Origin of the sequence: Streptomyces albicerus, from assembly GCF_008905045.1 — a bacterium.
Lineage (GTDB): Bacteria > Actinomycetota > Actinomycetes > Streptomycetales > Streptomycetaceae > Streptomyces > Streptomyces albicerus.
In genome coordinates this window covers 136,106-157,058 of sequence record NZ_VWMY01000005.1, presented here as the reverse complement: position 1 = coordinate 157,058, position 20,953 = coordinate 136,106, and the positions used below count along the sequence as shown (strand labels likewise).

Here is a 20,953-nt window from a genome sequence, read left to right as displayed (position 1 = left end):
CCGCCCCCAGACCCCCGCTGATCGGCCTGAACGGCCTCGTCCTCAAACGCCGGACGGGCTGAAGATGTCAGCCCGGGCCGCGAAAATTCAGCCCCTCCGGCGTTTGAGGAGCGGGGTCTGGGGCGGAGCCCCAGAAGGATGGGACGGGTAGGGGCGGCGGGGGCGAAAACCCACCCCGCGGCCGACTCGGCTCACCCGTGCGGCAGCACCACCGCCCGGCCATTGATCTCCCCGGCGTGCAGGCGTTCGTACGCCAACGGGGCCTCCACGATCGAGAACGTCTCGACGTGGGAGGAGACCAGCCCCTCCCGCGCGAGCCCGACAACGTCGATGAGCTCCACCCGGCTCCCCCAGTAGGGCGCCGACGCGGACACCCCGAACGGCACACCACCGCCGAAGCCGATCGCCAGGGTGCCACCCCCGATGCCGACCACGGTCACATCCCCCGCCACCGCCACCGACGCGGCGGCCACCGCCAGTGTCGCCTCGGCCCCCACGAAGTCCAGCACCACCTCCGCCCCGGTGCCGCCGGTGAGTTCCCGTACCCGTGCCGCCGCCTCGCCGTTGGAGAGCAGCGTCTCGTGGGCGCCGACGGAGCGGGCCAGCTCCAGTTTCTCCTTGCTCACGTCGAGAGCGACCACCCGGGCCGACGTCAGGGCCCGCAGCAGCTGTACGGCGAGATGCCCCAGGCCGCCGACGCCGATCACCACCGCCGTGCTGCCGGGCACGAGCTTGGGCAGCGACGTCCTGATCGCGTGATACGGCGTCAGGCCGGCGTCGGTGAGCGGTGCCGCCTGCACCGGGTCCAGGCCGTTCAGCGGCACCAGGTGGCGGGGGGAGTCCACCAGCATGTACTCGGCGAGGGCGCCGGGAGAGCCAAGACCGGGCGGCATGATGCCGAGCCCGGCGGCGTGCGGGCAGTAGTTCTCCCTGCCCTCGGCGCAGATACGGCAGCGGCCGCAGCCCCACGGGCCGTACACCGCCACCTCGTCGCCCTCCGCCACCTCGGTGACACCGCTGCCCAGCGCGGCAACGGTCCCGACGCCCTCGTGACCGAGCGTCAGCGGCAGTGGATAGGGGAACTGTTCCGCGGGCCAGCTCATGACGGCCAGGTCGGAGTGGCACAGCCCCGCGGCCGTCACCTTCAGCAGCACCTGGCCCGGGCCCGGTTCGGGCACCGGAACCTCGACCGCCTCGGGCGCGCTGCCCACCGTCCGGTACTGAACCGCTTTCATCATCCGACCTCCTTGTCAGGGGTGGCTCCAGGGTCGGCGGGCGGCGACTTCCGGCGGCGCAGAACCGCCGGTAGCGCGATCCGCCCACCCGTGAGGACCAGCGCGACGATCAGGACCGAGCCGGTGAACAGGCTCGCGGCCCACTGCGCGCTGGTGGCGAGTCCGAGACCGGTGATGCCGGTGCCGAGCAGCAGCACCGCGAGCACGGTGCCCCACGCGTTGAACCGGCCCGCGCGCAGCTGGGTCGCCCCGACGAAGGCCGCCGCGTAGGCGGAGAGGAGATACGGCGTGCCGGCGGTCGGCGATCCGGATCCCACCGAGGACGCGAAGACGATCCCGGCGAAACCGGAGAGCAGCGCGGACGCCACCAGGGTCAGGAACCGCAGCCGGTCGGTGCGCACCCCCTGCAGGCGTGCCGCGTCGGTGTTGAAGCCGGTCGCGTACAACCGGCGTCCGCTGGCCGTGTGTTCCAGCAGGAACCAGATGGCCGTCGCGGCAAGCAACAGATACAGCACCGGCAGCGTGATGCCGCCCGCGTCCAGCTGGGCGATGCTCGCGAACGGCTTGGCGAGCAGTTGCACCCCGGTGATGGAGCTGTCGTTGGCGACCATGGTGATCAGCGACTGGATCAGCGCCCCGGTGGCCAGGGTGGCGATGAACGAGTCGACCCGCAGCAGCACCACCACGATGCCGTTGATCACCCCGATCAGCAGCGCGGCCGTCATCGCCAGGGCGATCGCCGTGCCGGGGCCCAGGCCCGCGGTGACCATGAAGTAGGCGGTCAGCACGCTGGTGAGCGACATGGTGTAGGCGACCGACAGGTCGAATACCCGCGCGGCCAGCGGCAGTACGACGCTGAGGGCGACCAGGCCTGCCACGGCGTTGCCGTTCAGGACCTGCTTGACCGTGATGGCCGTCGGGAACGTCTCCGGCACCCAGACGGAGAAGAGCAGGACGATGACCAGCCATACGTAGACGGCGCCGATGTTCCGGAAGGACAGGGCCGCCACTGCCCTTCGGCCCCACGCGCCCAGGGCGAGCGCGGTTCTGTCCGGTTCCGGTGGTGGTTCGGCCGGCCGGAGTCCGACGGCCCGGGTCGGGGTGGATGTCATGTCACTCCGTTCCTTCCATGGCATGGACGAGTGCGGGCTCGGTGATGTCCCGGCCGCGTATCTCCCGTACGATCCGGCCGTCCCTGACCACCAGGACGCGGGTGCACAGCGCGAGCAAATCCTGGGTGTCGGACGAGGACACGATGACGCCCATGCCCTCGTCGGCCTGACGCTCGATCAGGTCGTACAGCTGCAGGCGGGTGCCGATGTCGACGCCGGCCGTGGGTTCGCACAGCACCAGCACCGGCGGGCGCTGGGCCAGACAGCGGGCCATCACGACCTTCTGCTGGTTGCCGCCGCTCAGCGTGGTGATCCGGGCCCCGCGGCCGACCGTGCGGACCCCGACCCGCTCGATCCAGTCCTCGGCGAGCGCACCCTCCCGTCCTCGGTGCAGCCGGCCGAGGCGGGCGCGGAGGCGATCGAGGAGGGGAAGGGTGAGGTTCTCCCCCACCGAGAAGTCGCCGATCACTCCCTCGCCCGCCCGGTCCGCGGGGACCAGGGGAAGGCCCAGTGCGCCCGCGCCGTGTACGTCGACCCACCGCTCGGAGCGCTCGGGCAGCCGCACTTTGCCGCGCACGGGTCCGGTGTGGGCCCCGCACACCGCGTACGGCACGATCTCGTGGCCGGAGCCGACGAGGCCGGTGATGCCCAGGCGCTCGCCCCTGGCCAGGTCGAAACCGACTCCGCGCAGCGGGCCCGCCCAGAGGTCGCGAACCTCCAGTACGGCCTCGGCGGGACCGGAAGGAGACGCCGGCCGGTGGTCGGTCTCCATCTCCTCGCCCGCCATCAACTCCGCCAGCGAGCGCGGAGTGAGGCCGGCGACGGGAAGGGTGGCGATCCGTCGCCCGCCGCGGATCACGGTGACCCGGTCGGCGAGCGCGAAGATCTCGTCCATCCGGTGCGAGACGTACAGGACGCCGGCACCTGCGTCGCGGATCTCCCGCACGATGTCGAAGAGCCGGGCCACCTCGCCGGGCGGCAGCACGGCGGTCGGTTCGTCGAGTACCAGGACACCGCGCCGGCCCTCCCAGCCCTGCAGTGCGGCGGCGATGGCCACCACCGCGCGCTGGACGGGAGAGGCCAGGGCAAGTGGCCGGCGTACGTCGATGCCGAGGCCGAACCGTTCCACCAGCGCGGTCGTCCGCCGCTCCATCTCCGGCCAGCGGATGTTGCCGAAGGCCGTACGGGCGAAGCCACGGCTGAGCGCGAGATTGTCCGTGGCGCTCAACTGGCCCACCAGTCCCAGCTCTTGGTGGACGAAGCGGAGCCGGTCGTGCCGGGAGGCGGCGACATGGCCCAGGTCGAACGGCTCGCCGTCGAGTTCGGCGACCGCTCCCGGCTCGGCGTGGTGGTATCCCGCGAGGATCTTGATGAGGGTGGACTTGCCGGAGCCATTGGGCCCGATCAGCGCGTGGATCTCACCGGGCGCGACCTCGAGGTCCACATCGTCGAGCGCCTGGGTTCCGCCGAATCGCTTCGACAGCCCGGACAACCGCAGCACCGGCCGGTCCGCCTCGTCCGTCCCGGCCGGCCCGACCGGCCTGCCGGCGTGCACCGCTCCTCCGCCCGGCATGTCAGCTCAGGCCCCAGAGCGCCCTGAACTGCGCCTGGTAGTCCTCGACGAGCGCGAAGTCGCCGTCGGCGGAGGGGAGGTTGTCCTTGGTGACCAGCATGTTGGGCAGCACCGCCTGCTGGTCCACGTCCATGGGCTGGCCGGTGAAGTGGCGGGCCAGCGCGTCGACCTGGATCCACGCCGTCTCGTGGGAGTTCAGCGCCATGGCGCCGTCGGTGAGGCCGCCCTGGATGTACTGGTAGCTCTGCGCGTCACCGACGTTGACGACGATGTGCTTGCCGGTGATGCCGGCGGACTTCAGCGCGGCCGGGACGCCCACGTTGAGCAGGCCCAGGGAGAAGACGACGTGGGTCACCTTCGGGTGCGACCTGAGGTACGAGACCACGCGGTCCGGCATGTCCTTGCCGACCGACGTGATCGGCACGTCGACGCTGTCCAGCGCACAACCCTCGCACCATTCCTTGTACTTGGCCGCGAAACCCTCCTTGACGGGTTTGAGGATCGTGTAGGCCGGAAGATCGAAGTACACGGTGTCGGCCTTGGCGCCGCTGTCCGAAACCACCCATGAGGCGATCATCTCGCCCTGGACGCCGACGTCCTTCGGCCCGTTCTTCAGCAGGGAGATGCCGTCGCCCACCACGTCGTCGGCGTTCGACTGGATGACGGGGATGTCGGCCGCCTTCAGCTGCGCCAGCTGCTTGGCGTAGACCGCGCGCGGGAAGCCCGAGGCGACGACGGCGTCCGGCTTGTCGCGTACGGCCTGCTCGTAGGCGGCCTGGACGGACTCGGGCGTGCCCTGCGTGGCGATCTGTTTCACCGTCCAGCCGAGTTCCTCGGCGGCGGCCGTGAAGAAGTCCGCGAGGTCCTTGCAGGACTGGACGCCGCAGAGGATGAAGTCGATCTTCTTGCCCTTGGGGATCTTCTTGCCCACCGGATCGGTGACGGGGATCCGGGCCGGGCGCTCGGAGTACTTCTCCGCGGCCGCGCGGGCCGCCGCCAGGCCGGGGCTGTCGGCCGCCGCCGCCTGCGAGGCATCGGCGGCCGGGGTCGCGTCGGTGCCGCACGCCGTCAGGGCGAGCAGGGCGGTGACGAGGATGATCGCGGTGAGCGCGCGGCGCACCGCGCGAGCGGGTCTGGAACTCATCGTTGAGTACTCCCACGCATGGAGGGTCGAGAAGGCTGCGTGAACCGCCGTCGTGGGGTACGGCGCGGGCCGCCGGGGTGACCGTGCGGCGCTGCGGCCGGGGGCGGGAAGACTCCGTCCCGAGCCAAGAAACTTTTGAGGCACTACAGCCTCGAGTGCGTCGGAGTGTGACACGCCCCGGCGGGCTTGGGGAGAGGTCCGCCGCAACAAATTCCACGTTCTACGGCACATTTCCTCGAGAACCTCGGCCGACCCGGGCAGCCGGGTGCCGTCGCGAGTGTTGCTCCAGGCCGCATCTGCTAACTACACTCACTCTAAAGTTTCTGCCAGAGGAGAGATGATGGACGAAACGTCGGAGTCGGTCACCGCCCGGTGCCCCGGGCCCACCGTCCAGGACTACCTCGACCAGGACAGCCGCCCCGTTCCCGCCGCGCTGAGGCATGACAGGAACGACTACATCGGCAGCGAGGACATCGACTCCGCGCGCTTCGTCTCCCGCGAATGGGCGGAGCGCGAGATGCGCCAGGTGTGGCGGCGCGTGTGGCAGTTCGCCTGCCTGGAGAGCGAGATTCCCGAGGTCGGCGACCATGAGGTCTACGAGATCGGCGACGACTCGCTGATCGTCGTACGGACGGCCCCCGACGAGATCCGCGCGTACGTCAACGTGTGCCTGCACCGCGGCCGCAAACTGCGCACCAGTGGCGGCAACGTCGGCGAGTTCCGCTGCTCGTTCCACGGTTTCGCCTGGAACCTCGACGGCACCATGCAGACCCCGCCCTGCGCCTGGGACTTCCCGCATGTCACCCCGGAGAAGTTCGCACTCCCCGAGGCCCAGGTGGCCACCTGGCGCGGCTTCGTCTTCATCAACATGGACCCGTACGCGGAGTCCTTCGAGAGCTATCGCGGCACGTTCGACGAGTACTACATCTGGCCGCTGGAGGACCGCTACAAGTCGCTGCACATCGCGAAGGTGCTGCCCTGCAACTGGAAGGTCGCCCAGGACGCGTTCATCGAGTCCTTCCATGTGATCGCGACGCACCCGCAGATGCTGCCGTGGCTCGCCGACGCCAACTCGCAGTACGACGTCATGGCGGACCAGCCGAACTGGAACCGGATGATCAACATCCAGGGCGCCCCCAGCCCCCACGTGGCGGACTCCGTCACGGAGGAGGACGTACTGGAGACGTTCTACGACTCGCGTGCGTTCTACGCGGCGGCGCAGGGCCGCGACCTGGTGATGCAGGAGGGGGACGAACTGCCCGCGATCCCGGCCGGCGGCACCGCCCGCCAGGTCCTCGCCGAGCGGATGCGCGCACAGCTGGCGGCCACCTCGACCCAGGACTTCTCACATGCCGCCGACACCGAACTGCTGGACGCCATCAACTACTTGCTGTTCCCCAACTTCAACCCCTGGGGCGGCGCCAAGTCCAACATCATCTACCGGTTCCGGCCCAACGGTCTCGACCCCGACTCCTGCACCGCCGAGATCATCTTCATGTCGGCCCCGAAGAAGCCCGGCGAGATGCCGCCCCCGGCCAAGATCCGCTGGGTGCCGGAGGACATGCTCTTCGCGGACATCCCCGAACTCGGTGTGCTCGGGCCCGTCTTCGACCAGGACTGCGAGAACCTCCCCTATGTCCAGCAAGGGCTGAAGGCGATGCGGAAGCCGGGCATCACCCTGGCCAACTACCAGGAGAGCCGCATCCGCCACTTCAACCAGACACTCGACCGGTGGATGGACAAGTGACCCACCGTGCGGCGGGCCATCGTGTGTCGGTCAGGCCCTCCGGCGTCGAGCTCGAAGTACTCGACGGCGAGGACCTGTTCAGCGCCGCCGGGCGCCTCGGGTTCCGCTGGCCCACCGTCTGCGGCGGCAAGGGCACCTGCCGTACCTGCTTCGTGCAGATCGACGAGGGCACCGAGAACTGCTCACCCGTGGACCCGCTGGAACGCGAGGGCATCGAAGCCCTGCGCAGACCGGTGGACGGCCTGACCCGGCTCGCCTGCCGGCTCCGGGTCGAGGGCCCGGTGACCGTGACCAAGCGCGGCGTACGCCGCCGAGTGCAGGAGTGAGCCCCTATGTCCAAGCAAGTGATCCATCCGCTGACCGGGCATGTGTACCGGCTCACCGAGGACGGTCTGGTCGAGGTGACCGACCCGCGGTCCGGCGCGCAGGGCATCTTCGACTTCCAGGCCCGCTGGCAGTCGGGCGAGCTGCGCCACGCCGACCTCCAGATGGCCGGCTGGGTGGGCCGCCTCGCCCAGCGGCGCGTCGCCCGGCAGCCGGAGGAGTGAACCGATGACACCCCGCACGACCCGGGCGGTCTGCCTCGTGCGCCGACCCGACGGAGAACCGGTTCCCGGTGACTTCGCGGTCGAGGAGCGCCCGCTCCCGTCCCTGGGTGAGGGCCAACTGCTCGTCCGCAACCTCTACATGAGCGTCGACCCCTCCATGCGCGGGCGGCTGGAGAGCACCGAGAAGCACTACACGCACAACTTCACGCCCGGGTCGCCGCTCGACGGCCGGGCGCTGGGCGTCGTGCAGGAGAGCCGCTGTTCCGACGTGCCGCCGGGCTCGTATGTACGGCACCAACTCGGCTGGCGGGAATGGGCCGTGGTCGACGCCTCAGCCACCGACGGCGCCGGGCGCATCGACCCCGAACTCGCCCCGCTGCCCACTTGGTTGGGGCTGCTCGGGCAGACCGGCTTCACCGCGTACGTCGGCCTGATCCGGATCGCGGCGGTGCGCCCGGGCGACACCGTCTTCGTGTCGGCGGCGGCCGGGGCCGTGGGCAGCGCCGTCGGCCAGTTCGCCCGGCTGCTGGGCGCGGAGCGGGTCGTCGGAACCGCCGGAGGGCCGGACAAGTGCGCCCTGCTGGTGAAGGAGTTCGGCTACGACGACGCCGCGGACTACCGCGCCGAGCCGGTGCGTGGGGCGCTCGCCCGGATGGCGCCCGACGGCATCGACGTCTACTTCGACAACGTCGGCGGGGAGCAACTCGTCGCCGCCCTGCACGCGTTGCGGACGGGTGGCCGGGTCGCCCTGTGCGGCATGATGTCGCAGTTCGGCGGGGAGCGGGGGTCGACCGGCACCAACCAGCGGTCGGCCGACATCAACCAGCTGATCCAGGCGGTCCTCAAGCGGCTGACCCTGCGCGGCTTCATCGTGCGCGACCATGAGGACCTGCGGCCGGAGTTCGAGGAGCGGGTCGCGGGTTGGCTCGGTTCGGGCCGGATCACCGCGCGCGAGACGGTGGTTGACGGCCTGGAGAACGCTTCCGGGGCGCTGCTGTCCCTGCTGGACGGTGGCAACGTCGGCAAGATGCTGGTCCGGCTGGGCGATTCCGCGTAGGCCGCAGGGGCTTCGCCGTCAGCGCATGGGGTGGGACACGGCGACCACGTGGGCCTGCAAGGAGACCCCCACTCGGGTCAGCCCCGACACGGCCGCCCGGAAGTCCTTGATGTGCGGGGTGGTGAAGTGGTCGTCGAGGGCCTGCTGGGAGGCCCAGCGCTCGTACACGCGGATCCGTCGTTCGTCGCTCGGGTCCGCGGTCATGGCGTAGTCCAGACAGCCAGGCTCCTCCTCGAGCGTCCGGCGCCCCAGTTCGACCAGATGCCCCAGCATCGCGTCGCGGTCGCCCGGCTCGTAGTCCATCCAGCCGGCGACGATGACTTCCTCTGACACGGTGTTCCTCTCCTCGGGTCAAGCACGCGGGCCCGTCGCCCCTGTCAGGGGGAGCGACGGGCCCGCGGCGGTTTCAGATGACGAGCGCCGCCGGGACGCTGTCCACGGTGACCGTTCCCTTGTCGCCGTCGACCGTGATCACCATGCCGTCCCGCAGCCGCCGCGTACCGCCCTCGACGGAGATGACGGCCGGAATGCCGAGCTCGCGGCAGACCACGACGGCGTGGCTGTTGAGCGCGCCCACATCCACGACGGCGGCTCCGGCGACGAGGAACAGCGGGGTCCAGGCCGCGTCCGTGATCGGCGCCACCAGCACCTCGCCCGGCTCCAGCGCCTCGCACGAGGCCGGGTCGGTGACCACCCGCACCCTGCCGGTGTAGGTGCCGTGGCTGCCGCCGACGCCACTGAGCACATCGCCCTCGACTGCGGCCTCGGTGCGTTCCTCGGTGCGCCGCGGCCAGGTGTCGATCTCGGTCTGTGCGTCCTCGGCGACGAAGAACGGCGGTTCCAGCTCGTGCAGGCCGGCGTACTCCCCCAGCCGCTGCGCGATGACGGGGCCGAAGGGCTCCGGGTCGGCGACGTAGTCGTCGAGCTCGGTGTCCAGCAGCATCATGAGGTCCTCGGGCTTGGCGAGGCGCCCCGCCTCGACCCCGCGGCGGCCCAGCTCGCGCACCGCCATACGGATCTCGTTGACGACGGTCACACAGTTCGCCTTGGTGCGCTCGCGGGCCGGGATCCACACCTGGGCGGCGTGCATTCCGGCGTCGAACATCGGCTGTACGTCCTCGGGCAGCACGGCCCGGATCTCCTGCGCCGCCTGTTCGCGCCGCTCGGTCAGTCGCTGGTGGCGGACGGCCGGGGAGTCGTCGTCGGAGCTGTGCCGGATCCGGTCGACCAGGGCCAGCGCCTGGAGGGGCGCCGCCTCCCAGGACAGTGCGTGGATGTCCCACTCGTTGGGGCCGCGGTCGCCGGACTCGGCCAGGAACTCCTCGAACGCGTCACGGAACGCCTTCACGTCCACGGTCGCCCCGTCGAGCGCCCGCTCCACCGCGGCCGGACTCTCGTCGAACAGCGCGGTCAGCTCGGCCGAGGCCGCCACCTGGCGGGACAGCGTCCACAGTCCGGTCGAGGGCGAGGCCGAGTCGACGTCTCCCAGCCCGCCGATGAGGTCGAGCAGGGCACCGGAACGGTCCACGCTCGCGCACAGCGGGCCGAGGATCGCCGGTCCGACGGACGCGGGCAGCGACGACTCGACATGCCGTTGGAACGTCGTCTCCACCTCGTCGAGGAGCGAGCGGGCGTGCGCCACCAGTTCGGCGCCCGACAGCCGCGTCAGGTCGGGCCGCTCGCGGCGGATCCGGCGCAGCCGCACCCGGTCGGCGTCGGCTTCCGGGAAGGAGGTCTGGCCGAGCATCCGCTGGAGCGTGCCGCCGGCCTTGGCCGTCAGCTCGCCGTCCTGGTCCTCGGGGTGCGCCGCGTATGCCGGAGTGTCGGAGCGCTGGCCGACGAAGGCCGTGTCGATCTGGTCCGCGGTCTGGCCCATACGGATGCCGAACAGCCGCATGTGCGACAGGTTGAGGTAGAAGTAGCCGCCGAACATGCCGACGAACGGCGGGCGCGGCCCGGCCACCTCCTCCTCGCGGTAGATGCCGAAGCCGACGAAACCGCGACGCCAGCCCTGCAGTCCGCGCCCCCACACCAGGGTCCAGCCCAGCGGGCTGGCCGGCTCCGGAAGGGTCTCCCCCGCGTTGGCCCGGGTGTAGTGCGGCAGCCGCTCACTGCGCTGCCAGTCCGTGATCCAGCTCTTCATGACCGTGGGTCTCCCGCCGTCCGTCCCGGTGCCTACCACTGCGCCGTGCCGCCGTCGACGCTGATCAGCGTGCCCGTGATGCCCGCGCCCGCGTCGCTCGCGAGCAGCGAGGCGACACCGGCGATCTGCTCCACGGTGGTGATCTTCTTGGTGGCGGCGTGCTCCGCGAAGCGGCCCAGCCACTCCTCGTACGAGATGCCCTCGGCCTCGGCCGCGGCCGGGCCCGCGGCGCGCATCAGGTCGGTGTCGACGGCGCCGGGGCAGATGGCGTTGCAGGTGATGCCCTGGGTGCCGTATTCGAAGGCGGTCGCCTTGGTCAGTCCGTGGATGGCGTGCTTGTTGGTGATGTAGTGGCTGATCGCCGGCTTGTTGGCCTGCTTGCCCTCTACGGAGGAGATGTTGATGATGCGTCCCCAGCCGTTGTCCAGCATCTTGGGCAGTGCCCGGCGGGTGCCGTAGAAGTAGGCGTTGAGGTTCAGGTTGAGGGCGTTGTGCCAGGCCTCGTCGCTGAGCTGGTGGACGGGGGCGAAGCCCGAGGTGCCGCCGACGTTGTTGACCCAGATGTCGAGCCGGCCGAAGCGCTCGGCGGCGAAGTCCGCGAGGGCCTCGATGTCCTCCTGGCTGTTGGCGTCGCAGGGGTGGAAGGCGGCCCGGTCCCCGGCGTCCATCTCGTCCAGGGCCTGCTTGCCCTTGAGCTCCGAACGGCCGCTGATCACGACCGTCGCGCCGTCGGCCAGAAAGGCTTCGGCGATGGCGCGGCCGATGCTGCGCGTGCTGCCCGTGATCACCGCGACACGTCCGTCGAGGCTGCCCGTAGCCACCATGGTGTTCTCCCGCGAGTCTTGTCGGTTCGTCACCTGGCGGCTCTTGCTGTGTTTTCCAGGTGTTGGTGAATGGTGCGGTGGAAGTGCTGCAGTCCGGGCTCGTTGCGCCCGAAGACGAAGTCGGTGCCGCTGAGGGCCTGCAGGCCCTGCTGGACTCCGTAGGTGGTCGCGTAGTCCTCGTCGCGGACCACCTCGTAGAACCATTCGCCGAACCGGTCGGCGGCCTGGCGTTCCTCCTCGGTGACCGCCGGTTCCCGCAGCAGGATGATCTGCTGGGTCACCGACTCGGTGGCCGTCCGGGGAAGCACGAGGGAGACGGCGATCTTCTGGCGCCAGCCACCGGCGATCGCCAGTCCTGGGTACAGCCAGTAGATGGGGCCGACGCACTCGCCGGGATCGCGCTTGTCCGGGGACAGCTCGACCGCCTGCGCGATGGGGCGCAGGGCCGGCGCGATGCGCTGGTGAGGGCCCCACGTGTCGTGGGCCATCATGTTGGAGAGGTTCGTCTCGAACACCGTCTTCGGGTGCAGCGAGGCGAAGTGGTACGTCTCCAGGTACCCGTCGAGGGTGACCTTCCAGTTGGGACTGGTCAGCTCCTTGGTCCCGTAATGGTGGCACTCCGCCAGCCGCAGCCCCTCCAGCAACGGCTGCAGATCGCCCAGCCAGGCGTCGAGGTCGTGCTCGGCCGCCGGGTCGAGCGAGACGAAGACGATCCCGGCGCGCTCCCCGGCCGGCAGCCTGATCAGGCTGCGTCCCTCCCGCGGCACCTCGCCGAAGGTCTTCTCCGCGTACACGCCCCGCAGTTCCCCGGCCAGATCGTACGACCAGGAGTGGTACGGGCAGGTGAGGCGCTTGGACACCCCGCAGCCCGGCTCGATGATCTTCGCGCCCCGGTGCCGGCAGGCGTTGATCATCGCGTGTACGGCGCCCTGGCGGTCCCGGGTGATCAGCACCGGAACGCCTAGCACGTCCAAGGCCTTGTAGGTGTTCGGCCGGGGAAGCTCGGCGGACATGGCGAGCGGCAGTGGCACGCTCCGGTGGACGGAATCCATCTCACGCTGCCAGCGGTCGGCGTCGTGGTAGTGGGCGACTGGTTCCGTCCACTGGCCTTCGGCCTCGTGCGTCGTGTTGTCGCGGTAGTGCGTCATCACGCGCTCGACGAGTTCGGCGGCCTCCCGCCGCATCGTCACGGATGCGGCGTCGGTGGACCGGTCCTGGCTGATCCACGAGGAGTACTCGGGGGCCGGGGGCGGCTGACGCTCGGCGTCCGTCTCCTGAATCTCCGGCGAACTGGTCTGGACCACGATGTCCTCACAATCCTCCCAGCCGCGAGCCGGCGAAGGGCTTCGGTTGCGACAGCTGGGCTGTGCCGCAAACGACAACAGGACTTAGTGTTGTCTGTCAATAGAAAGTGGTGAAGTTGCCATACGGCGCCGCGCAGGCCACCTCGCCTTCCCCGGTGGCCACGGGCCCGACGGGCCCCGATCTTTCTGTGAAACGACTCCAGTCATAAGAACACGGCAGCCGGACATTCGACGAAGGGCGGCGACGGGTGAGCGAGGACACGACAATCCCGGCGCATCGGGCGCCGACACACATGACCGAGCCGTTCGAGGCGGGAGTGGTCGTACGCGACCTGGAGCTGATGGAGCACTTCTACCGCGAGGTGCTCGGCTGCTTCGCGGTACACCGCTCGCACATACCGGAGTCCATCGGGACTCCGGCCGGGTTGGGTGGCGAGCTCTTGGTCGTCTGGCTGCAGGTGCCCTCCGGCGGGCGCGTCAAGCTGATCCTGCCTCGGACACCCCCGGCGCCCGCACAGTCGGCCGTGCCACTGACCGTGCGCCGGGGGCTGTCGTACCTCACCTTCCATCTGGACGACCTGGACCCGGTGGTAGCGGCGCTGACGGCCGCGGGCGCCCGACCCCTGTCGGACCCGGTCGTCGTCCGGGCGCGGGGCCGGCGGATCAGCTTCTGGGCGGACCCGGAAGGCAATGCCGTGGAGTTGGTCGAAGGCCGCGGCGGCGATCCGGAGCCGGATCGGACAGAGGCGTAGTAATTAGAGAGCCTGTTCAGTAAGGTGCCCTCTGCTACTTACTGTAGACCGACACTACAAAGTCCGATTGCGTGGCACACCAGCACACCTCCCTCGGGCGAAGGGGCGGACGATGGCTCAACGGGCCTCACGCACATCAAGCACATCCAGGGCATCGAAGAAGTCGGCCGATCCGGCCGCGAACCAGACATCCGCGCAGGTCGTCAGGGACCTGCACGAGCGCATGGTCCGCATCCGGCTGTTCGAGACCGAGGCGGGCAAGCTCATGGAGGCCGGCAAACTGCCGGGTTTCCTGCACCTGTACGTCGGCCAGGAAGCCGTGGCCGCGGGGGTGATGGCGGCACTGCGCGACGACGACCAGATCACCTCCACCCACCGCGGACACGGGCATGCCGTGGCCAAGGGCGTCAGCTTCCGGCACATGTACGCCGAGCTGTACGGCCGGGTCACCGGAGCCTGCCTCGGACGCGGCGGCAGCATGCACATCAACGACCTCAGCCTCGGCATGCTCGGCGCCAACGGCATCGTCGGCGCCGGCATCCCGATCGCCGTCGGCGCCGCGTTCGCCGCCCAGTACAAAGGCGAGGACAGCGTCGCCGTCTCCTTCTTCGGCGACGGTGCCACGAACATCGGCACCTTCCACGAGGCCGCCAACATGGCCGCCGTACTGCGCCTGCCGGTCCTGTTCATCTGCGAGAACAACGGCTACGCCGAGTTCACCCCCCAGTCGAAGCACATGCTGATCACCGACGTCGCCGACCGGGCCGCGGCCTACGGCATGCCCAGCGTGATCGTCGACGGCATGGACGCGGCCGCCGTCCACCGGGCCGCCACCGAGGCCGTCGCCCGCGCCCGGGCAGGCGAGGGCCCGATGATGATCGAGGCGAAGACCTACCGCTTCTACGACCATCAGGGCGTCAAGGGACTGCGCCACCCCTACCGCTCGGACGAGGAGGTCGCCGAGTGGAAGACCCGCGACCCGATCGACCTGCTGGAAGCCCGCGCCCTCGCCGACGGCACCGCCACCCGCGCGGAGCTGGACGACACCTGGCAGCGCACCCGGGACGAGATCGCCGACGCCATCGCATACGCCGAGGCCAGCCCGCTGCCCGATACCGCCGACCTGCTGCTCAACGTCTACTCGGGGTGACCGCCATGACCACCATCACCGAAGCACCCGCCGCCGCCCCGGACGCCACGGCGCGGAAACTGACCTACGTCAAAGCGTTCAACGAAGGACTCGCGCAGGCCATGCGGGAAGACGAGAACGTCTTCGTCGCCGGCGAGGACGTCGCCGGATACGGCGGCGTGTTCCGGATGTTCGACAACCTGCTCGACGAGTTCGGCCCCCGACGGATGATCGACACCCCGATCTCCGAGGCCGCCCTGGTCGGCCTCGGCGTGGGCGCCGCGGCCCGGGGTCTGCGTCCCGTCGTCGACCTGATGTTCATGGACTTCATCGGCGTCTGCCTGGACCAGATCGTCAACCAGGCCGCCAAGATGAAGTACATGTTCGGCGGCGCCCTCTCGGTGCCGCTCACCATCACCACCGCCTCCGGCGCGGGGCTCGGAGCCGCCGCCCAGCACAGCCAGAGCCTGGAGGCCTGGCTCGCGCATGTGCCCGGCCTCAAGGTCGTCATGCCGTGCGACGCGTACACCGCCAAGGGCCTGACCGTCTCGGCGATCAGGGACGACAACCCGGTCGTCGTCATGCTCAACAAGGTCCTGCTGGGCAGCAAGAGCCAGGTGCCCGAGCCGATCTACGGCATCCCGCTCGGCCAGGCCCACACCGCGCGCCAGGGCTCCGACGTCACCGTCATCGCGCTCGGCCGCATGGTGGGCGAGGCACTGGCGGCGGCCGAGGAACTCGCTGCGGAGGGCATCGAGATCGAGGTGATCGACCCCCGCACCGTCCAGCCCCTGGACACCGAGACCATGATCGCCTCCGTCCGCCGTACCAACCGGGTCCTCGTGGTGCACGAGGCCGTCACCTTCGGCGGGCTCGGCGGGGAGATCGCCGCCCAGATCCAGGACGCGGCCTTCGACTACCTGGACGCGCCGGTCCTGCGCATCGGCGCCCCCTTCTCCCCCGTGCCGTTCTCCCCTGTGCTGGAGAAGGCGTACGTCCCCGATGGCGCCCGCATCGCGCAAGGGTGCCGCCGTCTCCTCGAAAGGTCGTGACGCCGTGGCGGTCGAGGTTCTGCTGCCGAAGATCGGCCTGACCATGCAGGAAGGCACGATCGACGAGTGGCTCGTGCCCACCGGCACCGCTGTCTCCGAGGGCGACGCCCTGCTCCGGCTGGCCACCGACAAGGTCGACGTGGACGTCGAGGCGGAGGCCGGTGGATTGTTCCACCCCGTGGTCCAGGCCGGGACCACGGTCCCCGCCGGGGCGCTCATCGGCTGGCTGCTGGCGGAGGGAGAGCGGCCGCCGGAGCCGGGGGGTGCGCCGAAGCCTGCCGAATCCGGGGCCGGGTCCAGATCCGGGTCCGGGTCCGGGTCCGGGTCCGGGTCCAGTGGTACGGCCGCGGAGCCCGTGGCCGTGGCCGCCGTCTCCCTGGCGTCGGCATTCGACGGCACCGGGACTTCCGCAGCCCCGACAGCCAAGGGCAACGGCGCGGGCACGGCACCGTCCGGTAACGGCGGCGCCGGCTCCGCGGCGCCCGCCCTCAATGGCAGCGCGGGCTCCGTCGGTCGCGGTGGCCGACTCCTGGCCTCCCCCAACGCCCGACGCGTGGCGGCCGAGGCCGGTGTCGATCTCACCGTCGTACGCGGCACCGGACCCGGCGGCCGGATCGTCTCGGAGGACGTGGAGGACTTCCTCGCCGCCGCTGCCGCCTCGCCGCAGGCACCGGAGCCCTCCCCAGTGGCACCGGCCCCCTCTGTCCTGCCCGTCGACTCCGTCGTCCCCGTCTCACCGCTGGTCCGCCGGCTGGCGAAGGAGCGGGGCATCGACCTCTCCGAGGTACGGGCCACCGGTGCGGGCGGCCGGATCCGCAGATCCGACCTCGACGCCGTCAACGGGACGCCCGAACCGGCAGCCGCCCGCCCGGCTCGCCGCCCGGGCACCGTTCCTCAGGCGGGGGATGTCATCCCGCTCACCGGGATGCGCGGCACCATCGCCCGCCGGATGCACGCCAGCCTCCAGGAGATGGCGCAGCTGACGCACGGTTACGAGGTGCGGATGGACGCCGTGGTGTCCTTGCGGTCCAAGCTCAAGGAGGAATGGGCAGACAGCGACCTGCCGGTGCCCAGCCTCAACGACTTCCTGTTGAAGGCCGCCGCGCTGGCCCTGCGCGAGCACCCGCTGCTCAACGCGACGGTGCGCGAGGACGGCATCCACCTGCTCGGCGACATCCACCTCGGATTCGCGGTGGCCGTTCCGGGCGGCCTGATGGTCCCGGTGATCGAGGACGCGGTGGTGCTGCCGCTGCCCGAGATCGCCCGCCGTTCGAGGGCCCTGGCCGAGTCCGCGCGCGAGGGGCGGATCTCCCCGGCCCAGCTGGAAGGGGCCACCTTCACCGTCACCTCACTGGGCGGATACGGCGTCGACTTCTTCACCCCCGTGATCAACCCCGGCAATGTCGCCATCCTCGGCGTGGGCCGGCTCAGGGACGGTGTCGAGTGGGTGGATGACCGGCCGCTGCGGACGCAGGTGCTCACCCTGAGCCTCACCTTCGACCACCGTGCCGTCGACGGGGCACCCGCGGCCGAGTATCTGCGCACGGTCGGTGACCTGCTGCGCAAGCCACTACGGCTGCTGGTCTGATCTCTCGGTGGCAGGACTATTCGGCCGTCGCCGGGTCGGCGATCTGCTCGGCGAGGCGGCCGACCTCGCGGACGAAGGAGCGGTGTCCGAGCGAGCGGTAGACGTCGTCCCCGCGGACCTGCGAGATCGCCGCGGTCTCCAGCAGCGCCAGCAGACCCAGAGCGATCACCGCCGCCTCCGCGTCGGAGAGCGGCTCACGGGCCTTGCGGATCAGCCGCACCAGTTCCTCCAGCAACTGCGTCCGGCTCTCCTGGCGCAGCGCCTCCGCCTCCTGGCTCATGCCGGCCGAGGACACGAAGAACACGGTGGCGGCGGACCGCTGCTCGCCCAGCCAGGCCACCAGCGTGGTGATGGCAGGACCGATCTCCGCACCGGACGGGTGGGCCTCCGTGAGCGCCTGCAGGTGTTCGCGCAGCGCGGCGGCGAACACCCGCATGCCCTCCACCAGGACCTGGTCCTTGGAGGAGAAGTGGTAGTACACCGCTGCCGAGGTCATCTCCGCACGAGCGGCGATGTCGGCCACCGTCACCTCGTCCGGCGACTGGGTGGCGAACAGCTCCGTGGCCGCTTCGATCACCCACTGCTTGCGCGAAGGACGGTGCGCGGCGCGGGCTCCGGATGTCGTCATGGTGTCAAGTATGCCGGGACCCACGTGCTCCGACTGCACACACGTAGCAGGAATTACGGCGTCGACCTGGCAGAGTTACTGGATAGCATGGTCAGTGACAGGGCCCACAGAAGCGGGTTCACGCCAGCCGCCAGGGGAGCATGATGGCCACAGCGCAGAACGGCAAGCAGCCCGCCCACCGACCCTCGCGACGGCAGCACATCATCACCGCCGCCGTGCGCGTGTTCGGGCGCAACGGATTCGCTGAGACCAGCATCCAGGACATCGCGGACGAGGCCCAGGTGGTGCCCACGGCCGTCTACTACCACTTCGACGGCAAAGAGGAGCTGCTCGAACTCGCCATGCGACGGGTCTTCGACCAGCTGAACGCGGTGGTGGAGGCGGCCCGGCCGGAGTCCGAGCCGGGTAGCCCGGAGGGTCTGCTGCGGGTCATCGACGCGGTGTGGGACTGGGTGGAGAAGAACCCGGAAGAGGCCCGGCTGTACCAGGTACAGATCGCCTCGGCCAACGGCAATGTCAAGGCGCTGCGGGACGAGTTCGAGCAGCGGCACATCCAGCGGGCCTACGACTATCTGCCGGAGGGCAGCACCCGCAGTCCCCGGGCGGCCAAGTCACGGCATGCGGCGCAGGCGCTCGCGGTCCGCACGCTGATCAGTACGACCATCCTCGTCACCGCGTTGCGGGCGGAGGGCGGGCCGCTGTCCCAGCTGCCCTCCCGGTCCGTACAGGAAGCGGTCAGGGCCCTGTCGCTGCGTATCGTCGCCGCTGAACAGAAGCCGACCACCGCATCCGCCTGAGGCGGTTCACCAGGGCAGTGGCTTGCGTTCGGCGAACAGCCCGCCCGTCGTCCCGTCGCCCTCGGGAAGGGTCGCCAGCCAGACCGTGGTGTCCGCGCCGGCCTCCGGACCCCGCGGCGCGGACGGGCCGCCCATGCCGCTGCGCGTCCAGCCCGGGTCGGCGGCGTTGACCAGGACGCCGGTGCCCGCCAGTTCGGCCGCGAGCATACGGGTCAGGGCGTTGAGGGCGGTCTTGGAGATCCGGTAGGCCGGGTGGCGGCCGGAGTCCATCAGCGCGAACGAACCGTACGAGCTGGTGACGTTGACCACCCGTCCGTAGCCGGCCTCCACCATGCCCGGCACGACGGCTTCCGCCAGGCGCCAGGCACCCGTGAGGTTCGTGTCCAGGGTCGTGCGCAGGGTCTCCTCGTCGAAGTACGGGGGCCGTAGCTCGCCGTCCAGGGACACTCCCGCGTTGTTCACCAGGACGTCGATCCCGCCGGTCAGCTGCCCGGCCTCCCGGACCGCTTCGGTGACGCTCTTCGCGGAGGCCACGTCCAGGGCCAGCGGCAGCGCCGCCGGACCGATGGCGCGGCAGGCCTCCTCGGCCGCCTCGAGTCTTCGTGCCCCGACCAGGACCCGCAGCCCCTGGTCCGCGAGCTGTCGGCATATCTCCAGGCCGATTCCGCGCGCACCGCCGGTGACGAGTGCGGTTCTGTCGCTGTGCTGCATGGTGTGCCCGCCGCCTTTCAGACCGTCGGCACCGATGTCAGACCGTCAGCACCGAGCAGGCGCTGATCCCGGGTGCTCCGTACACATGGGTGAAGCCGACCCGGGGAGCGCCCGGCACCTGCGCTCCCGGTGCCCGGCCCTGCAACTGCCGTACGACCTCGTGGAACTGGCGCAGTCCCGAGGCGCCGACGGGCTCGCCGCCGGCCAGGCAGCCGCCGTCGGTGTTGACCGGGATCCGGCCCGTGGGGTCGGTGTCCCCACCGGCCAGCAGTTCCTCCTGCTCGCCGTCGCCGCACAGTCCGGTCTCCGCCAGATGGATCAGTTCCGAGCCGCTGTCGGTGTCCTGCAACTGGGCGACCTGTACGTCCGCGGGCCGCAGACCCGCGGTGCGGAAGGCCGCCTGCGCGGCGTCGACACTCGGGCTGCGGTGGGGTCCGGGCGGCAGCCAGGGCGAGAACACCTCGAACGAGCCGAACCCTCGGGTCCGGAAGGCCAGCGCGGCCAGCTTGACCGGCCGTTCGCACAGGTCGAAGGCACGGTCGCCGAGCGCAAGGACCAGCGCCACCGCTCCCTGCCCCGGCGAGCAGAACATGTACTGGGTGAGGGGCGGGCTGACCTCGGCGGAGTCGAGGATCTCCTGTTCCGTCAGCTCCTTGCGCCGCCATGCCAGGGGGTGTTGGGAACCGTTGCGGAAGGCCCGCGCGGCCACCCTCGCCAGTGCCCGCTCGGAGATCCCGTGCTCGTACAGGTACCGCTGGGTCTTCAGCGCGAAGAACTGGGTGGTCAGCATCATGCCGGTCTCGGCGTACCAGTCGGGCAGTCCGTAGCGGGCCGCGGAGACGTGGAAAGCGCCCCGCTCGTGCTTGTCGAAGCCCACGGCCAGCCCGAGCGAGGCCTCGCCCGCACGCAGTGCGTTGGCCACCGCGAGCACCGTCGAAGCGCCGGTCGCGCAGCCGTTCTGCAAGTTGACGAACGGCACACCGGTCAGGCCCAGCCGGCCCACCAGCGTGTCGGGCTTGCCGGACACGTCGGAGCCGCCCGCCGCGTAACCGATGTCCTCCCAGGCGACACCGGCGTCGGCCAGTGCCTCGCGCACGGCCCGCGCGGCCATGTCCATTCCGGTGACGGTGTCGTCGCGGCCGAAGGGATGCATGCCGCAGCCGACGACATAGACCTCGTCGCTGCGGCTCATCGCTCCCCTTCCCCGTCCGGGCGGAACGCGAAGGTCAGCACCTCGGTTCCGTCCTCGTCGTGGTACGCGGGCACCGTGGTGAGCCGGACCGGAAGCCCGATCCGTATCTCGGCGCGGGGAACCTCCAGCCGTGCCTCGACCAGCACCTCGCCGAGGTCGACATAGCCCACGTGGTAGGGCCGGTAGCCACCGTTCGGCGGCCGGTACGGCGGCTTGGGCGCGAACGCCTGCAGCGTCCACGACCACACGCGTCCGCTCACCGGCAGCACATGCGCGGACATGGCTCCGTCCGAGCACTTGGGGCACGAGTCCTGCCGGGGGAAGACCACGGTGGCGCACCCGGAGCAGCGCGCGCCGGTGAGGCGCGGTGGAACCACGCTCTCGAACAGGCCCTCGTCGATGAGTCTGGTGATCATG

Annotated in this window: 21 protein-coding genes; 9 read left to right on the top strand and 12 right to left on the bottom strand. The window is 70.5% G+C overall.

The annotated features are described in order from the left end of the window. Nucleotides 1-191: 191 nt before the first annotated feature. From GAS53_RS05895 to GAS53_RS05880, 4 genes are read right to left on the bottom strand one after another with little or no spacing between them, the layout of a single operon-like run. Complete coding sequence (locus GAS53_RS05895) at nucleotides 192-1,235, bottom strand: NAD(P)-dependent alcohol dehydrogenase (protein ID WP_151476433.1); 1,044 nt, start codon at nucleotides 1,233-1,235, stop codon at nucleotides 192-194. Beyond that, nucleotides 1,235-2,347 carry an ABC transporter permease gene (locus tag GAS53_RS05890; protein ID WP_192582974.1) on the bottom strand — a complete coding sequence of 371 codons (1,113 nt, stop codon included), beginning with the start codon at nucleotides 2,345-2,347 and terminating at the stop codon, nucleotides 1,235-1,237. The genes GAS53_RS05895 and GAS53_RS05890 overlap by 1 nt, the downstream gene beginning before the upstream one ends. 1 nt (nucleotide 2,348) lies before the next feature. Next, complete coding sequence (locus tag GAS53_RS05885) at nucleotides 2,349-3,902, bottom strand: sugar ABC transporter ATP-binding protein (RefSeq protein ID WP_192582973.1); 1,554 nt, start codon at nucleotides 3,900-3,902, stop codon at nucleotides 2,349-2,351. A 19-nt stretch (nucleotides 3,903-3,921) separates the two neighbouring features. Beyond that, nucleotides 3,922-5,064: a substrate-binding domain-containing protein gene (locus GAS53_RS05880; protein WP_192582972.1), complete on the bottom strand. Its 1,143-nt coding sequence runs from the start codon at nucleotides 5,062-5,064 to the stop codon at nucleotides 3,922-3,924. Nucleotides 5,065-5,401: 337 nt separating this feature from the next. Between GAS53_RS05880 and GAS53_RS05875 the strand changes: the two genes are divergently transcribed. The 4 genes from GAS53_RS05875 to GAS53_RS05860 are packed head-to-tail and all read left to right on the top strand — an operon-like array spanning nucleotide 5,402 to nucleotide 8,416. Next, a complete protein-coding gene (locus GAS53_RS05875) occupies nucleotides 5,402-6,811 on the top strand; it encodes an aromatic ring-hydroxylating oxygenase subunit alpha (RefSeq protein ID WP_151476342.1) in 1,410 nt (469 codons plus the stop codon). Beyond that, nucleotides 6,796-7,137 (top strand): 2Fe-2S iron-sulfur cluster-binding protein, encoded by a 342-nt coding sequence (locus tag GAS53_RS05870; protein WP_225858768.1) that lies wholly within the window; start codon nucleotides 6,796-6,798, stop codon nucleotides 7,135-7,137. Before GAS53_RS05875 ends, GAS53_RS05870 begins: the two co-directional genes overlap by 16 nt. A gap of 6 nt (nucleotides 7,138-7,143) precedes the next feature. Continuing rightward, the gene (locus tag GAS53_RS05865; RefSeq protein WP_151476341.1) at nucleotides 7,144-7,359 is read left to right on the top strand and encodes a transposase; all 216 of its coding nucleotides are present in this window, start codon (nucleotides 7,144-7,146) and stop codon (nucleotides 7,357-7,359) included. Between the two features lie 4 nt (nucleotides 7,360-7,363). Continuing rightward, complete coding sequence (locus tag GAS53_RS05860; RefSeq protein WP_151476340.1) at nucleotides 7,364-8,416, top strand: NADP-dependent oxidoreductase; 1,053 nt, start codon at nucleotides 7,364-7,366, stop codon at nucleotides 8,414-8,416. A gap of 18 nt (nucleotides 8,417-8,434) precedes the next feature. On the opposite strand, the gene GAS53_RS05855 is transcribed toward GAS53_RS05860, so the two are convergent. From GAS53_RS05855 to GAS53_RS05840, 4 genes are all read right to left on the bottom strand, one after another. Further along, nucleotides 8,435-8,749, bottom strand: a complete 315-nt coding sequence (locus GAS53_RS05855) for a putative quinol monooxygenase (protein WP_151476339.1) — start codon at nucleotides 8,747-8,749, stop codon at nucleotides 8,435-8,437. 73 nt (nucleotides 8,750-8,822) lie between these two features. Further along, on the bottom strand, nucleotides 8,823-10,559 hold the full coding sequence (locus tag GAS53_RS05850; RefSeq protein WP_151476338.1) for a PEP-utilizing enzyme: 1,737 nt from the start codon (nucleotides 10,557-10,559) through the stop codon (nucleotides 8,823-8,825). Between the two features lie 32 nt (nucleotides 10,560-10,591). Beyond that, a complete protein-coding gene (locus tag GAS53_RS05845; protein WP_225858767.1) occupies nucleotides 10,592-11,416 on the bottom strand; it encodes an SDR family NAD(P)-dependent oxidoreductase in 825 nt (274 codons plus the stop codon). Continuing rightward, on the bottom strand, nucleotides 11,413-12,687 hold the full coding sequence (locus GAS53_RS05840) for an aromatic ring-hydroxylating oxygenase subunit alpha (RefSeq protein ID WP_151476337.1): 1,275 nt from the start codon (nucleotides 12,685-12,687) through the stop codon (nucleotides 11,413-11,415). The genes GAS53_RS05845 and GAS53_RS05840 overlap by 4 nt, the downstream gene beginning before the upstream one ends. Before the next feature lie 293 nt (nucleotides 12,688-12,980). On the opposite strand from GAS53_RS05840, the gene GAS53_RS05835 reads away from it, so the two are divergent. The 4 genes from GAS53_RS05835 to GAS53_RS05820 all read left to right on the top strand — a co-directional run bounded on the left by GAS53_RS05835 (nucleotide 12,981) and on the right by GAS53_RS05820 (nucleotide 17,208). Beyond that, entirely contained in the window at nucleotides 12,981-13,439 is a 459-nt protein-coding gene (locus tag GAS53_RS05835) for a VOC family protein (RefSeq protein WP_151476336.1), read from the top strand. 112 nt (nucleotides 13,440-13,551) lie between these two features. Then, on the top strand, nucleotides 13,552-14,589 hold the full coding sequence (locus tag GAS53_RS05830; RefSeq protein WP_225858766.1) for a thiamine pyrophosphate-dependent dehydrogenase E1 component subunit alpha: 1,038 nt from the start codon (nucleotides 13,552-13,554) through the stop codon (nucleotides 14,587-14,589). 5 nt (nucleotides 14,590-14,594) lie between these two features. Continuing rightward, nucleotides 14,595-15,620 (top strand): alpha-ketoacid dehydrogenase subunit beta, encoded by a 1,026-nt coding sequence (locus GAS53_RS05825; protein ID WP_151476335.1) that lies wholly within the window; start codon nucleotides 14,595-14,597, stop codon nucleotides 15,618-15,620. After that, complete coding sequence (locus GAS53_RS05820) at nucleotides 15,571-17,208, top strand: 2-oxo acid dehydrogenase subunit E2 (protein WP_151476334.1); 1,638 nt, start codon at nucleotides 15,571-15,573, stop codon at nucleotides 17,206-17,208. The genes GAS53_RS05825 and GAS53_RS05820 overlap by 50 nt, the downstream gene beginning before the upstream one ends. 16 nt (nucleotides 17,209-17,224) lie before the next feature. Here the strand turns inward: GAS53_RS05820 and GAS53_RS05815 are convergent, their stop codons facing one another. After that, a complete protein-coding gene (locus GAS53_RS05815; protein ID WP_151476333.1) occupies nucleotides 17,225-17,836 on the bottom strand; it encodes a TetR/AcrR family transcriptional regulator in 612 nt (203 codons plus the stop codon). Nucleotides 17,837-17,976: 140 nt separating this feature from the next. Between GAS53_RS05815 and GAS53_RS05810 the strand changes: the two genes are divergently transcribed. After that, entirely contained in the window at nucleotides 17,977-18,633 is a 657-nt protein-coding gene (locus GAS53_RS05810) for a TetR/AcrR family transcriptional regulator (RefSeq protein WP_151476332.1), read from the top strand. 6 nt (nucleotides 18,634-18,639) lie between these two features. Here GAS53_RS05810 and GAS53_RS05805 read toward each other — a convergent pair whose 3' ends face one another. The 3 genes from GAS53_RS05805 to GAS53_RS05795 are packed head-to-tail and all read right to left on the bottom strand — an operon-like array spanning nucleotide 18,640 to nucleotide 20,952. Next, entirely contained in the window at nucleotides 18,640-19,344 is a 705-nt protein-coding gene (locus tag GAS53_RS05805) for an SDR family NAD(P)-dependent oxidoreductase (RefSeq protein WP_151476331.1), read from the bottom strand. Nucleotides 19,345-19,381: 37 nt separating this feature from the next. After that, complete coding sequence (locus GAS53_RS05800) at nucleotides 19,382-20,536, bottom strand: thiolase family protein (protein ID WP_151476330.1); 1,155 nt, start codon at nucleotides 20,534-20,536, stop codon at nucleotides 19,382-19,384. Beyond that, nucleotides 20,533-20,952 (bottom strand): Zn-ribbon domain-containing OB-fold protein, encoded by a 420-nt coding sequence (locus GAS53_RS05795; protein ID WP_151476329.1) that lies wholly within the window; start codon nucleotides 20,950-20,952, stop codon nucleotides 20,533-20,535. Before GAS53_RS05795 ends, GAS53_RS05800 begins: the two co-directional genes overlap by 4 nt. Nucleotide 20,953: the final 1 nt, after the last annotated feature.

What these genes read in the sequence shown, in the direction of transcription:
- GAS53_RS05895 (WP_151476433.1), bottom strand. Translation starts at nt 1,235, where the DNA reads ATGAAAGCGGTTCAGTACCGGACGGTGGGCAGCGCGCCCGAGGCGGTC.
- GAS53_RS05890 (WP_192582974.1), bottom strand. Translation starts at nt 2,347, where the DNA reads ATGACATCCACCCCGACCCGGGCCGTCGGACTCCGGCCGGCCGAACCA.
- GAS53_RS05880 (WP_192582972.1), bottom strand. Translation starts at nt 5,064, where the DNA reads ATGAGTTCCAGACCCGCTCGCGCGGTGCGCCGCGCGCTCACCGCGATC.
- GAS53_RS05875 (WP_151476342.1), top strand. Translation starts at nt 5,402, where the DNA reads ATGATGGACGAAACGTCGGAGTCGGTCACCGCCCGGTGCCCCGGGCCC.
- GAS53_RS05865 (WP_151476341.1), top strand. Translation starts at nt 7,144, where the DNA reads ATGTCCAAGCAAGTGATCCATCCGCTGACCGGGCATGTGTACCGGCTC.
- GAS53_RS05860 (WP_151476340.1), top strand. Translation starts at nt 7,364, where the DNA reads ATGACACCCCGCACGACCCGGGCGGTCTGCCTCGTGCGCCGACCCGAC.
- GAS53_RS05850 (WP_151476338.1), bottom strand. Translation starts at nt 10,559, where the DNA reads ATGAAGAGCTGGATCACGGACTGGCAGCGCAGTGAGCGGCTGCCGCAC.
- GAS53_RS05835 (WP_151476336.1), top strand. Translation starts at nt 12,981, where the DNA reads ATGACCGAGCCGTTCGAGGCGGGAGTGGTCGTACGCGACCTGGAGCTG.
- GAS53_RS05830 (WP_225858766.1), top strand. Translation starts at nt 13,552, where the DNA reads ATGGCTCAACGGGCCTCACGCACATCAAGCACATCCAGGGCATCGAAG.
- GAS53_RS05825 (WP_151476335.1), top strand. Translation starts at nt 14,595, where the DNA reads ATGACCACCATCACCGAAGCACCCGCCGCCGCCCCGGACGCCACGGCG.
- GAS53_RS05820 (WP_151476334.1), top strand. Translation starts at nt 15,571, where the DNA reads ATGGCGCCCGCATCGCGCAAGGGTGCCGCCGTCTCCTCGAAAGGTCGT.
- GAS53_RS05815 (WP_151476333.1), bottom strand. Translation starts at nt 17,836, where the DNA reads ATGACGACATCCGGAGCCCGCGCCGCGCACCGTCCTTCGCGCAAGCAG.
- GAS53_RS05810 (WP_151476332.1), top strand. Translation starts at nt 17,977, where the DNA reads ATGATGGCCACAGCGCAGAACGGCAAGCAGCCCGCCCACCGACCCTCG.
- GAS53_RS05805 (WP_151476331.1), bottom strand. Translation starts at nt 19,344, where the DNA reads ATGCAGCACAGCGACAGAACCGCACTCGTCACCGGCGGTGCGCGCGGA.
- GAS53_RS05800 (WP_151476330.1), bottom strand. Translation starts at nt 20,536, where the DNA reads ATGAGCCGCAGCGACGAGGTCTATGTCGTCGGCTGCGGCATGCATCCC.
- GAS53_RS05795 (WP_151476329.1), bottom strand. Translation starts at nt 20,952, where the DNA reads ATGATCACCAGACTCATCGACGAGGGCCTGTTCGAGAGCGTGGTTCCA.